The sequence below is a fragment of the Mesorhizobium muleiense genome, assembly GCF_900099905.1.
Classification (GTDB): domain Bacteria; phylum Pseudomonadota; class Alphaproteobacteria; order Rhizobiales; family Rhizobiaceae; genus Mesorhizobium; species Mesorhizobium muleiense.
Map to the genome: position 1 here is coordinate 301,617 of NZ_FNEE01000001.1, position 14,600 is coordinate 316,216.

Annotated in this window: 5 protein-coding genes; 3 read left to right on the forward strand and 2 right to left on the reverse strand. The window is 63.9% G+C overall.

Annotated elements, in window-relative coordinates:
- Window positions 1-15 precede the first annotated feature (15 nt).
- The gene (locus tag BLT09_RS01325) at window positions 16-11,352 is read left to right on the forward strand and encodes a LysM peptidoglycan-binding domain-containing protein (protein ID WP_091590149.1); all 11,337 of its coding nucleotides are present in this window, start codon (window positions 16-18) and stop codon (window positions 11,350-11,352) included.
- On the opposite strand, the gene BLT09_RS01330 is transcribed toward BLT09_RS01325, so the two are convergent.
- Window positions 11,325-12,287 (reverse strand): LysR family transcriptional regulator, encoded by a 963-nt coding sequence (locus BLT09_RS01330; RefSeq protein ID WP_091590151.1) that lies wholly within the window; start codon window positions 12,285-12,287, stop codon window positions 11,325-11,327. The two genes, BLT09_RS01325 and BLT09_RS01330, sit on opposite strands and share 28 nt — an antisense overlap.
- A gap of 39 nt (window positions 12,288-12,326) precedes the next feature.
- Entirely contained in the window at window positions 12,327-12,914 is a 588-nt protein-coding gene (locus BLT09_RS01335; RefSeq protein ID WP_091590153.1) for a L,D-transpeptidase, read from the reverse strand.
- Window positions 12,915-13,268: 354 nt separating this feature from the next.
- On the opposite strand from BLT09_RS01335, the gene BLT09_RS01340 reads away from it, so the two are divergent.
- Window positions 13,269-13,916: a type III secretion protein gene (locus BLT09_RS01340; protein WP_236473117.1), complete on the forward strand. Its 648-nt coding sequence runs from the start codon at window positions 13,269-13,271 to the stop codon at window positions 13,914-13,916.
- A gap of 20 nt (window positions 13,917-13,936) precedes the next feature.
- Window positions 13,937-14,587 (forward strand): hypothetical protein, encoded by a 651-nt coding sequence (locus BLT09_RS01345; protein ID WP_091590155.1) that lies wholly within the window; start codon window positions 13,937-13,939, stop codon window positions 14,585-14,587.
- The last annotated feature ends 13 nt before the right edge of the window (window positions 14,588-14,600 follow it).

Sequence of the window (14,600 nt, forward strand, 5' to 3'; positions counted from 1 at the left end):
TCCGGAGGTTGTTTGATGATCCGCCCGATTAACACCGTCAAGCCGCCACCGCCGCCCAGGGTCGATCCAAAGGCCCAGGCCGAGCAGACTACGCGGCTGCGGGCGGAAGCCACGAAATTGCAAAATGAAATCCGGCTCGCCAACAGGATGGGCGAGGTCGACGCGGCCGCGGGCGCCCGCCAGCGACTGACGCAGGTCAATGCGGAGCTGACGACGGCGCAGCCGGCTGCTCCGGCGCCGCAGCCGACTCCCCCGGAGCTGCCTGCCGCGGTCACCGGCAATGGCGGCATCACAGCCGCGCCGGCGCTTTTCAGCGTGCAGGATCTCGGCGGCAACGTCGCTCCGCCGGAAGTCAAGGCGCTGGAAGTCAACGCGCCGGACGTCAAGGCGTCAGAAGTCAAGGCAAACGACATCCTCAAGGCGATCGATGGTGGCAAAAGCATCGACAACATCGCCGCCGAGCAGGGCGTGGCTCCCGAGGATGTGGTGGCGGCTCTGAATGCCGGCGGCATGACAGCGGTAGCGACCGAGCATGCCAACGGCGACACCCGCACGGTGGTGATCACCGCCGGAGACCGCACGATCACCGAAAACCAGGATTATCAGCACGGCGGCTACTACACCCAGGAGACCGGCCCCGACATGCAGGCGACGTCATCGCCGATTCGTGACGATCTCGGCCGCAAGGAAACCACCAGCGTCGACGCGCAGACCGGCGCGATCACGACCACGCTGGTGGACGATCTCGGCAACGGCGCGGTCACCGAACGCACGACCAATCCCCAGACCCGTGAAACCACAACCACCGAAACCAGTGGTGACGGCGCCGTCACCGTCACCAGCAACCTGCCGAATGGGTCGACCGTGCAGACGGTGACGCCCGCCGGCGGCCCCGCATTGCCGGTAACCACGGTTACGGCTCCGGACGGCGAGGTGACCACCCTGGCGCAATCGCAGACGGCGGACGGCTCGGGCGTGCCGGCGATCGAGGAACAGCTTGCCGCCGGCAAAAGCATTGACGAGATCGCCGAGGCGAGCAATCTCACGCCGGAGCAGGTGATCGCCGAAATGAACGCCGCCGGCCTCGAGGTGACGCAGGGCGGTGACCCTGGCGAGACCCTGCAGATCGTCGTCACGGATCCGAATACCGGAAGGACCGCCACCTACAACAACGACTACCACCATGGTTCGCGCTCGGCGACGACCACCGAGGGAAGCACCAAGACGACCAACATGGTCGACGGCAACGGCGTGACTACCCAGACCGAGCGCAACACCGAAACCGGCGAGGAGACCACCACCATCGTCGACCCCGGCAAAAACACTGAGACGACGATCGTCGTGGACAAGGATGGCCGACGCACCGAGACCGTCGTCGAGACGCTGAACGACGCCGAGCCGATCGACTACGACGTCAAGCCGGGCGACAATCTGAGCGACATCGCCGAGGCCAACGGCGTGACGCTGGACGATCTCGCCAAAAGCAATCCGGAACTGTTCACCACGCCGCGCGACCCCGACCTTATTCGTCCAGGCGAGACGGTGGTGATCGACGGCGCCACAAGGACCACCGTCAATGTGACGTTTAACGGCTACACGATGACCACGTCGCCGGACGGCAAGATCACGCTGACCAACGCTGCGACCGGCGCCGTCACCGATATCGCCGCCGGCACCGCGCAACAGGCGCTGGCCGAGCTGCTGCTGGACATCAACCCGAACAGCAGTGACCCGCAGCAGGCCAAGGAAGACCAGATAGTCAAGACGGCGCTGGATGGCATGTTCGGCGGGGCGACGCCGGAGCTGACCACAGACGCGCTTGAAAAACAGCAGGCCGTGGTCGCTGCGATGGAAGCCTATGGCAAGCCGGTCCCCGCCACGCCGCAGCTCGAGGGCACGCCGATCTCGGTCGGCCCGTTCGGCGAACCGCCGTCAGCAACCGCGCCTTCAGGCGGCAATTGGGTGCCGCTGATAGTGGACGGCACCTGGCAGTGGTTCGATCCGGAGGTGGCCAAGGCGATTGCGGCCGAGAACGTCGCTGTGTCGCGCCACGGCGAGGCGCAGGCAAATTCCGTGCAAAGCCAGGCGCAGCTCGACGTCTACGCCCTGGACCCCGCCTACAAGGAGGCCATGGAAGCCGCCGAAGCGACGCTCGACGACACATTGGCGCCTTATGGACTGGAGTTGAAGCCGACCGAACCCAAGGGTACGCTGGCCGAAGCGCAGGAACGGCTGAGCCTCGCCAACAGCGCGCTCGAAGCTGCCGCCACGGCCACAGACGAGTACGCGGCGGGTCAGCAGAGCCTTCTCGACGCCATCGACGAACAGGTCGACCTGCCGGCGATCAGCGATCCCAACCAGGATTCCGTCAGTAGCCCGGGTAGTCCCAGCCCGGAGGAAGCAAACCAGGACGCCAGGGCCGAGCATGCCGGGGTCGCCCAGCTGCTTATCGATTCGGCGCTGCACACCGCCAATGGCAACAAGGCCACCGTCGACCAGCTGGTCGCCTCGACCGAGCTCGAGCTGAAGCTGACCGATGCCAAGCCCGGAACCGCCGAATACACGGCCATCGAAGAGCGGCTTGCAGGTCTGCAGGCGCTCCAGGGGGGCGCGGCCAATCAGGTGACCTTGGCCGAGGCATATCAGCAGTATGGGATTGCGCAGAAAGCGGCGGCGGATCTTGCCGTGACCATGGAGCCTCTCAAGCAGCAACTGCTTGCGCAGGCGCGGGAACGAAACCCGCACCATTTCGACTGGAAAGGCTTTACCAATGGCCGTGGCGAGTTTACCGGCAAGATCCTGTCGCAGGACATTGTCGAGGACAACGGCCAGCTCTTTGTCGTGACCGTCTATGAGAACGCCACGTTCACCGACGAGAATGGCGACGACACGAACGTCCATAAATCCGCCCTGACATACGACCTCAACGACGACGGCATCAGGCAGGATTTCCGCGACGATCCGCTCAACAAGCAGTGGCAGGAGATGCTGGCCTCGACGGACACGTCGTCGGCGCCGGTATGCACACCCAATGCAAACGGATCGCAATCGGCGCTGGACGCGGCCAGGTCGAAGATTGTCGACGTCCAGGTCAACAATTTTGATGCCGCACTGAAAGACGCGAGGACGGCGCTCGTCGACGCGGCGGCGGCGCGCGACCAGGCGATCACCGACCACGGGCCGGGGACCGTCGAGGCGCCCGCTGGCACGCTAAAGCCGGGCGAGACGGCGGTGAAGGTCACGGTGGGCGGCCGCGACATGTGGGTCGCGCCGGAGGTTGCCGCGGACTACGAAGCGCAGGGGCCGGGCGCTATCGGCGAAAGCGGCAAGTCGATCCAGATCGAGATGGACGGCCAGAAGCTGTGGGTGTCCCCCGAAGTCGCCGCCGCGGAAATCAATCGCGATCAGGCGGAAACCCAAAAGGACCGATTGGAGGACTGGGAACAAAACGTGCGGCCGGCGATGGTGGCGGGGCGCGACTGGTACGCTTTCTCGGCAAGCCAACCCAAGCTTCTCGAATATGGTTCGGAGGAGCACGAGGCGAAACTCAAAAACCAGTATTTTGAAGAACGCCAGGATCAGGCGATGGCTGGCTATCGGGTGCGGTTCGAGAACCTTTATGAATCCGGACTCACCGGTGAATACAAGCCCTATGCGCCCGGCGAACTCAGCGGTACGGTTGCGCAGACCCTTGGCCTCGATCCATCGAGCGAGGGAGTCGAGAAGGTCGTCGACGAAATCGCCGACCGCGCCGGCGACGACGCCGAGGTCAAGATCGTGCCGATCTTCTCGCTTGATGGCGGGGTGGAATCATCGACTGCCCTGTTCGCGATCAAGAGCGGAGGCAACGAGGCCGGCTATGTCGACAGTGCTGGTAAATACTACAGCAGCTTCGACGAATTCCAGCACGAGAATCGCCTGTTCAGCGACAAAGGCAACCTGGTCATGGCCAAGGGCGGCGACATGTCGCTCGGCAAGGATGGCTTTTCGCTCGACGAACTCGAAGTGGCCGACGCACGCAAAGTGGATTTCTGGGACAAGGCCAGCGACATAGGCTTGGGCCTTCTGGCGGGCGCCGCAACCATTGTCTCGTTCGTGCCGGGCGGCCAATGGGCCATTCCCATCGCCGTCGGCGCCGGTTCAATCCTTGGCGGCAAGGCTCTGATCAAAGAGGGTGATCACCTCCTGCAGGGCGGCGACTTCGACAGCCAGTCGGCCTGGAATGTCGCGACCGGCGTAACCGCATTCCTGCCCGTGGGCGCCGGCGCCCTGCGCACGTACGGCCTGGCAAAGACCGGCCTGTCCGGGCGCCAGGCTTTCGCGGGCGGCTTCGGGATGACCCACATGAAGGAGGTCAGCTGGGGCATCGGCAAATTCCAGGTGAAGGTAGACAAGGCCAAGTATGCCGATGAGGTCTCGGCGTTCATGCAAAGCGGCAGCAAGCTGCCCGCCGCAGCATGGGACCTCGATGCCGCCGCCGTGGCTACCGGTGTTCCGCTGCTCGGCAAATCGCTGCAAGATCTGGCGGCGCTGGTGCATGAGGGCGATATGAATGTGCTCGAGCTCGCCAACGCAATCGTGGGCATAGGCGTCGGCACTGTCGGCACAGGCCTGGGCGGCCGCTCGCTGTTGTACAACATGCCAGGAGGAGCAGGCGGAACTCGCGGTGGACCTCATGCGTCGGCCAGTTTTCCTGGCGGACCGGAATCGGGGCCGCAACCGCGGGCCGTCTACGAAATGGGCCCTGACGGTGTCTACACGCCCACCGGCGAGCAGGTCATGCCGGATCCGAACGAGATCATCATAGACGGCGATGTGGCCGGCGAAACATCCGGCCAGCAGGGAGCCGGTTTCGGCGCCCGGGACGGTTTTGACAGCACGCACGGAGCTAACCGGCCAACCGGTCCGCGGGCGCTGCCGGCCGGTGAGTCCGACGGGCCGAACCCGCCGCCACCTGCGGGCGGCAAGGGTGATCCATCAGGCGACGGACAATCGTCGCGGCCGATGGTCGTGCATGAGCAAGGCGCCGACGGCGTCCATCGCCCGACCGACAAGCTGGTCTTCCACGATCCCAGCCATCCCGTTATCGAGGGGACGGTTGTCAACGTCCACGACGAAGCGCCGAGTGCCCCGGGCGAGCGCGGCGATCCCCAGAATCCCGGCAACCGAGACGCCCAGGCAGCGCGTGAGCAGAATGTCCCCGCCGACGGCGATCCGATTGTGGTTCCGCCGGCCCGCGGCGACGCAACGACGCGCCCGGCCGACACCGGCATGCGGCTCGTCTGGGACCCGGCGACCAAGACGTTCACCGGCACGCCGAGCCCTTCCGGAGCGAAGCCGTCGGAAGGTGGTGCCGAAGGCACCCGGCCGTTGATGCGCTACACTGTCGGCAACCGCCATACCGGCGAGATGCTCGTCGATTTCAACCTGCCGGAAGGGCAGCGGGTTGTCGCCATACCCGAACCCAAGGCGATCACGGCCGCGCCGGAGCCGGTGCCGGCTCCAGTCGAGCTCGACCCTTCCTTGCCGGTGCTTTATCTCGGCGCCGATGGCCGCTGGACAGCCGATCCGAACTCCCGCACCGAGCCACCGGCCGTGACGGACACCGGTCATCCCAGCCCGGTTCGCCCCGACGGGACGCCGGTCATCAACAATCGCTCGTCAAACCCCTACAGCTTCGGCCAGACGATCGCCGCAGTCAAAGCCGGCCTGCGGCGCATCGGCACGCGTTACCTGAATACCGAACCCCGCTATGACTATCCGAAGCTCGGCGAACTGGTCGACAGCATCTATCACCGGCCGGTTGCGCAGGACGGCGTCACCGCCGGACAGGACATTTATGTCGAGGCCGGCGGCAAATACCTGCCGGCCAAGGTCGTCGTCGCCGGCCCGCAGGCGAGCATGACCCGCGACATCGTCCCCGAAATCGTCCCATTGGGCGAGCATGCCACGGAGGCCGGCTATTTGGGTTCCGGCAAGACCGTCGAGCGCGCCAAGCGCGGTTCGATAACCACGCCGAACGGCCAGCTCAGGGTCAACACCCCGGCACGGGAAGTCCATACGTTCAAACCTGCCGACAATCCGGAAGTCAGCCGTCGCTCGGCGCTCGGCGAAACCCTGGCCACGACCTTGCCGGCGCTTCCCGACGATGCGGCGACGCCCGCGCCGACATGGACGCCCGAGCAGCTGGAGCTCGTCGGCGACTACCTCAATTCCCTCGAACGTTCCAGCGATCCTGTCGTCCGCGATGCGGTGACCATGACCAGGGTGCAACTCGGCGGCAGGAGCCTGCCTCAGTCCGGCACGGAGATGACGCCGGCTCAGCATCATGCGCTTGGCGAAATGCTCAACGCCGACCGCAACAGCCTGTTCACCGGCTCCAAGCCGGTCGGCCAGCTTTCGAAGAACGGCCTGACGACCCTCCAGGTGTTCAGCGCGCAGGGCAAGCTGCCGCATCTGTCGCCGGGAGAAGTGATCGACCAACTCGGCCTGTCGTCCGACGCCAGGCTGCCCGGCGGCGAGCAGTTCCTTACCGCCGGGGCGCTGCCGGGAGAAGCCGGCTGGACCGATGCCGGCCGTGGCATCGTCGGCGATTACCTCAAGGCGGCGTCACGCTCCACCGATCCGAACCTTGCCGCCGCGGCAAATGCCGCCTCGCCGTTTTTCAAGGGGCGCGCCACCAAGCCCGGCAAGGCGGTGACCGCCGCGCAGCAGGATGCGCTCATGCAGGTTCTGCAAGCCGACAGTGGCAGCACGTGGGTCTACGGTCCGAAGCTCCAGCCGGGCTCTTCGTTCAAACCCGCCGGCGACCTTTCGCCGGAGGGCGGCTACAATAAAAAGGTTCTGTCCGGCCACGACACCTGGACGCCATATCTTTGGCGAGAGATGCGCGGCTACGCCGCCAACCAGCAGAAATCCGCGGACCCCGCGGTGCAGTCGCTCGCGAGCGCACTGGAGAACGCGCTGCCCGTAAGCAAGCCCAAGGCCGGGACCGAGATCAACAGCGAGGTGCCCGTCCTGCTGGAACGGTTGCTGGACGCCGACAAGGCGAGTTCGTGGCGTGCCCCGACATTCTTCACCGATGCGCAAGGGGTCTGGCGGTCCGACCGCGCCACTGTTTCCTGGTTCCTGCAGGAACACGAAGCCAATGTCCTGGGCGGCCCCGTGCTGAATGACGTGGCGACCAACGGCGCCCTCCTGGCTGCCGGGTGGATCCTCGGCCCCGACGGCCGCACGATCACTCTCGGCGGATCGATACTCGGCATCGGCCTCAAAGTGCCGCTGCCCAGCCGGCAGGTCTATGGCGAGCTCAGCCTGAAGAACAATGGCCCGGACGGCACCGGTTTCCTGCTCCCGGTCCACCCCAACGACGCGAACGGCCAGAAACTTTTCGCCAATGGATACCGGCCGAATTTCGCTTATGACGAGGCGGCGGCTCCCTCCGCCCAGTGGGTCGCATCGGCGCCGATGCTGTCGAAGAACACGTTCCAGAGCGAAAAAGCCACTGGCATTTCACTATCCATCGCTGGCTTCTCTGTGAGTGGGACCTACGTCAATCGCACGCTGCGCTATCTCGGCGGCGAAGGCGGCCGGCCGGGATATACCCAGAGGGAGCCTGGCCCGCTCAGCCAACGAGCAGCCTCTTTCTGGGAGGAGGCGGCGAGAGGTGGCGCCAGCCACTATAGCTCCGAAGGCAAGGTGCCTGGTTTCGAGGATCGTCTGCTCTTCCGCAACTACAACCTCATTGCGCCCTTGGGAGGCGGCAAGGAACCCTGGCGCGGCAGCCCCGCCTTCGAGGGCGTTCCGCGCGAGACGGGCGCCGGGCCGCTCAACCGCCTGGACCGCACGGACCACGGCGCCGGTCTCGCCGTGAACTATGGGCCATTGCCGCTAACGACGGTGGAACTCGGCTCGGTGAGGAAGGATGTCGTCCCGCATGCCCGTACCGCCCGCGCGCATCCCGGATCCTCCGAAGGCGCGCAAAAGGTCTTCTCCGCGTTGGACACTTCGGGGGGGCGACTGACGCCGGACGTTCTGCAGCATCTCGACGCCTATCTCGCCGAGGTTGCGGCATCGCCGCACGGCGATTTAAAGTTCGCTGGTCAGCGCGCGTTGGATGTGTTCCCGGAACTGGGCGCGGCGCCATATCCGGACCAACTCGCCGGCGGACGGCCAGACGGCATGAGCCGGCCAGCATGGAAAGCGTTGCGGCAACAGCTGGACCAGCAGGCCCGGAGCGAACTGACGCCCACGCAGGCGCATTACCTCAACCGGCTGCTCGAGCAGGATGTGCGGCACAATTCGCCGCCCCCGGACATCGCACCGGCCCCGGCGGGCGACGGCCCGATTGTGCCCAGGAGTCCGGCGCCGCGACGGGAACAGGGCCCGGCGGCTGAAGGGTCGTGGGGATCGTCGACGGCAAAACCGCTGACACAAGCTGAGATTGCGGCCAACCGCCAGGAAGCATCGAGCATGCTGGACGATATGATCCAGCAGGATCTTGGCATGCCCGAGATGACCGATATGAGAGCCGATCTTGCCGATCAGGTCAGCCGGTCGCCCGAGATGATGGAACTCTTGCGGAATGCCCACGCGAAAGGCGTGCGCATCGTCAACCCGGCGCGGCGCGATCTGCGGATTTTCGATCCGAGCTTGCAACAGGATCTGACTGCAACCGGATCAGGGTTGGACCGAGCGCTCGACGTGATTTCCGTGGATGCCGATATGTTCCGCACGCCGGCCGCGGGCAAGGACGCGGTCGTTGCCGGATTCGTCGATGCGCTTAGCCATGAACTGTCGCATGTGACCGACGCCCCGATGGACGTGCTGCCCCAGGATTTCGCAAACCGCCAAGCCCATCGGGACGCAAACGTAGACGCCCGCTTGAAGTCGGAGGGCGAAGCGGCGCTGGTTCAATACATCGTAGCCGATGAGCTTGCTGCGAACGGCGGCAAGCCGAATCTCGCGCTGCGAGCCGACCAGGCGCAGGCCGATATCTATGACCGCTTCACCGCCGGCGAGATCGACCGCACCCAGGCTGTCCACGAGATGGCGGCGCTCTACGGGAGTATGGAGCCGAGCATTGCGGACGGCGGCACTTACGCAGACTACTACGGACATTTCGCGGACGCGGCATATCAGGCAGCGAATGTCGCGCCGGGCCACGAAGGCGATGTTGCATCCAACGCATCGCACGTCGTGGGTGAACCGCGCGCTGCCGCACCAGCAAACAAGGGCCAACCCGCTCCGAACAATGGACCGCTCACCCGTAACGGCGTCAGAGCGACCCCGCTTGACCAGGTGCCAGATCTCGCCATGGGCGATTTCCAGCCGACCCAGATTCCATGGCTCAAGCGCGAGCAGGTGGCCGAGCTGACGGAACAGCAGTTCCGCGACATGGATCAGGCCGGCTTGCTGCCCTATCTGACCAAAAGCCAATTGCGCGGTATCCCGAAGGCAAAGATAGGCCAGGTCAATATTGCTGGCCTCGACGGGAAACAGATTCCTTGGCTGACCGAGGGCCACATCCGGAATGTGACGGACCAGCAGTTCCGGGATTTCGGCAAGACCGGTTTGACGCCTCACCTGACGAAACCACAGTTGCAGGCGATAAAAGGAGACATGGTCGAGCTGGTCAACATGTCGAAGTTGGAAGCGCGTCAGGGTCCATGGTTCAAGCCCAGCCAGGTCGCGAAGTTCACGTCACAGCAATTCAAGGATCTGGGCGAGGCCGGATTGCTGAAGACCCTCACAGAGCGCCAGGTTCCGGCGATCTCCGAAACCGTGATCGATTCCGTGGACGTGGCCAAGCTCGATCCCAAGCAGGTGCCGTGGCTGACCGAGAAGCAGATTCCGGTGCTGACCCGCGATCAATGGGGTGCCTTCACGATCCACCACACCGAAGCCCTGACCCAGCCGCAGATCGAAGCGGTGACACCAAAACAGTACGGGGAAATGAGCCCCGGCCAGTTCCGCAAGTTCACGCTTGAGCAGTTCGAGTGGATGAGCGTGGACCAGACCAATGCGCTCTCGGTGCTGCAGCTGACGATATTTCGGGCGACCCACAAAAACTCGATGACGCCGGATCAGCGGACGCTTGTGGAAGGCGCGCTGGTTTATTCGCGGACCAATGAATATCAGGCTGCGCTGGACACCTTCGGCACCATGGCGGGCACGTCCTACATGCTGTGGAGCTCGCTGCCGCCAACCTGGACCGCCACCGCCGGAGCGGTGGCATTTGGCGTGCGAGGCGTCGTTTTCGGTGCGCAGGCGCTCTTCCCCAACGCAACCGCAAGTCACAAGCCGTTTGGGCGGTTCCTCAACGCGCTCGGCGGAGCCACATTCATTGCCGCAGCGCCAGGCGCCGCGACCGGGATGATCCAGGGTAAGGATCTTGTCGTCAACAGCACGTTCACGGTCGGCAACATCGTCTATGGCACGAAGTCGATGCTGCAGACGTTCACCGGCAGGCCGGTGATCCGAAACCTGGCCGAATATCTGGCTGGACCCGGCTATGTGCTTGGCTGCGCCTTCTATACGGTGCAGTCCTGGCCGGCGCCGATCGCCACTGTCGCCGGCACCATGTTCACGTTCGGCTGCGCGGAATTCTACGCGTCGGCCAGAAGGACGGACCGGATCAATAGCCGTTCAGTGCCGCGAACCGATGCTGATATCGCAGCGGCGGAAAAGTCCGACAAAAAATGGGCTGCATGGGATCGGTGGACTCTGGGCGTCACCTTCGGCGTTGGAATGCTTCTCTTCTCGCTTGACGCCCTGCTCGCGGAGCCTTGGGAGGCCGCGAAGCCGACCCCTCCAGCCGATCCGAAAAAACCGGATGGCGATGCCTCGTCCCAGCAACCCGATGATCCTTCGGATGTGCCAGACGCGCCGCAGATCCCACCGGAAGATTTCCCACAACTTGTCGTGCTGGCCGATGACGGCCTGAACTTGCGGACCCAGCCTGACGAGGAGTCGACTGTGGTGACGGTTCTGCAACCCGGGACATTCGTCGAGCAGACCGCGAAGCCTTCGACCGATCAGTCAGGCGAGGCCTGGATACCGGTCGAAGGTTTCGGGCCGGACGGCGAAATGCATAGCGGCTGGGTTTCCGGCGACCATGTCGAGGCGCATGCCGACGGCAGCAGCAATCCTGCGGGCCGCACCAATCCAACGCTGGAGCAAGACGGCTACCAGTGGGTCGAGGTCAAGAACGGCGACAGCATTCGCCTGATCGCCAGGACCCATTCCGCTGATGTGGCCGAGACGGTGGTGCTCAACATGGATCATATACTGAGCCCGGATGTGATCTTCTCGGGCGACCGCATCTACCTGCCGGCCACCTTGGTCGGCTGAGAAACCGCGGGCCTAAGCTTGTCGGTTCTCGCAGCGTAGGCATGCGCGACGCAGCCGGCCAGCTTTGCCGCCCGCTCCGCAATCGGATTGGAGGGTTCGGAAGAGTAGGAGGCGGTAAACTGCAGGTCTGACGGGTGCCATTCGCATTCGACGATGCGCAGTTTTCCGCTTGCGAGATAGTCCTGGACGACGCCCTCGGGCAGCGAGGCTATGCCGATCCCGTTGAGTGTCATCGTGATGGAAGCGGCCAGCGAATTGGCCGGAAAGATGCGCGGCGTCTCTTCGAATTCGCCGGTGAGCTTGCGGTAGAGTTCGCTGTAGGGTCGCGTGGTGCGGGCGTAGCTGATGATCGGAAACTGCATCAGGTCGTTCAGCGTCACCTTGCGCCGGTTGGGCAATTCCAATTGCGGCGAGCAGACCCAGACAAGCGGGAAGGACGGCATCTCGATATTCTCGATGCTGTACTCCAGGACAGGGCCCATCAGCACCGCAAGATCGAGCCGGTGTGACATGAGTTCGTTGCGAAGGGTCGTCGTCGCATCGACGACGATGTCGGTATCGACAAGCGGAAAGTTTGCCTTCAGTGCCGTGAGGAAATCCGGCAGCCAGGTGTGCACGATCGTTTCGGCGACCCCAAGCCTCAGCACCCTGGTCGTCTCTGAAGTCTCTGACAGAGAACTGGCCATCAGTTGCAGCCGCTCGGCGACGCGCAGGACCCGTTGGGCAGGCGGCAGCAGCCGTTGTCCCTCGGCGGTCAGCCTGACCGTGCTGCTCTGACGCTCGAACAGCTTGGCGCCAAGCGCTTCCTCCAGCCCGGCAATTCGGGTGGACACCGCCGGCTGTGTGGTATTCAGGCGTTCCGCCGCCCTGCGAAAGCTTCCGAAGGTCGCCACCAGGAGAAAGGTTTCGAGCTGCTTGATGTTGAAAGGTATCACGACTGGGAATCACTCATTTGCGGCTTTCGGGAACGGCCATCAATGCCGCACAATGATCTGGCTGCCGATCTTCACGCGGTCATGAAGATCGATGACGTCGTCATTGGTCATGCGAATGCAACCGGAGGAGTTGGCCTGCCCGACGGTCCATGGCTGGTTGGTGCCGTGGACGCGATAAAGCGTGTTGCCGATATACAATGCGCGCGCGCCCAGTGGATTGTTCGGTCCTCCCTCGACATGCACGGGCAGGAAGCGGCCATTTGACGCTTCCCTGGATCGCATTTCGGCCGGCGGCCGCCAATCCGGCCAGGTCTTCTTGGCCGGAATCGTGTCGCGGCCGGACCATTCCAATCCCTCCTTTCCAACGCCCACCGCGTATCGCAGCGCCCTGCCGTTGCCCAAAATGTAGTAAAGCCGCCGCTGCGTGGTGTCGATAACGATCGATCCCTTCGGTTGAGCCTCGCTGAAATGCACGATCTCCCTCGGGATTGTCGACCACTCGCGCCGGGTTTCTGCATCGGAAGGCTGGTCGGGAGCGGAAGGGGAGACCAGCACATTTCTTGCCGGATCGTAAGTCCAGCTGCGTGGGTCATAACCGCCATTCGATTGGGCCTGCGCCGGCGCCATCGCGGCAATCGATAGGACAGCGATCAGAAATGCACGCAATCTCTGGTTAAGGCGCCGGGTGACTCGGACTTTGCGTCCCGCAACCTTGACGGGAACAGGCAAGTTCGCAAGCAGAATCATGATTGCCGCCAAGACCGATCTCTCTTCTGCATCCAGGCGTCCAGCTGGCGATCACCTGATTCCAGCGCGCACCATATCGCTTTGCAAGCGGTTCGCAACGTTTGGCACCAAATGCTCGTGCGCATTCCAATTGGACTTCCAATTCAGCAATGTGCACGATAGAGTGAATCGGCGGGTAAACCATTCAACCAGCGACGCGGGCCATCGCTCGTGCGTCCCTTTGCGATAGGACCAATGTTGACGGGACGCGACACCTGCCATGCGGATCGGTTGGGAGCCAAGGCTGCTTTCGCCGCCTGCGGCCTAGCGATGATCCTGGCGTTCGGCCTTGCCTCGTCGCCGGCCAACGCTGCCGAACCGCGCTGGCCTGCCGGCCCGTACAAATACATCACCGTCGATCAGTCAGTGGCCGATGCGCTGGTCGAGCTGGGCCGCAACATGCGGGTGCCGATGCGTGTCAGCAAACTCGTAAAGGGACGTTTAAGCGCCGGCATGCCGGTTGGAACGGCCCGCGAGTTCCTGCAGGAGATCTGCGATCGATACGGCTTGGTCTGGCATTTCGATGGCATCGTCATGAACGTCGCGACCGAAGCCGAGGTCCGGACGGAAATGATCGCGCTTGATGCCAACACGGCTGCCGGCGCGGAAGATCGGCTTTCGCGGCTGGGGGTCGTCGACCCGAAGTTTCCGATCAAGGTGTCCAGGCAGGACGATGTTGTCTCGGTATCGGGGCCGCCGTCCTATGTCGAACTTGTCAGGAAAACACTGGGAGTTCCTGCGGCGCCGAGCGCGAAGCAGGAGGCTGGCAAAGTCGTTCCGGTCCGCGTTTTCCGCGGCAGGCAGGCGGAGGCGCAGAATGTTCCCTCCGGCAAACCGAACTAGGCAAGCAGGAGGGCAGGTTCATGCAAATCGCGCCGATTGGAGCCCTGGAAGCCACACTGGCAAACTTGACCACCAGCATGGCTTCGCAGCAGCAGATCACCGCCGGCACGACAGCGCAGCCGGGTAACCGGATGGTGGGTGCCAATCAGGAAAAACATGATGCCGCGAAGGTCAGTATGCCTGAACGCGGCGACGTCGCCGCGCGGGCAGGCCAGCAGGTGGCGCAGGCGTCTTCGGGAGCCAATCCGGCGATGGCCGGACAATCGTCCAAACTGGAAAAGACCGAGCCGATCGCCGAACACAAGCTGTTCGACTATCTGGCCGAGGTGGAGAAGGCTGGGGGCGGGGCGCTCACGGATCCGTCTGCATTGTTCGGTTCTGCGGTTCAGTCGCTGGAAGGGACCATGCAGCAGGTCCAGAAGGCCCTTGGCCAGGTAAATGCCCCCCAGGCAAATGCTGAAACGGCCACCATGCAGGATGGCGCTGGCAAGACCGCCCCGTCAGGCAAGACCCCGTCAGGCAAGGAAGACGAAAACGCCACCGCAAAAAATGCCGAGCAATTGCTCGAACGATCCATTTCGGTGATGTGGGCAGCCGCCAATCTCGAAGTGGTCACGAGCAGCGTAACGGCCGTTACGTCGTCCACCAGCACGCTGATCAAGCAACAGTAAGCCTACGGAGTGT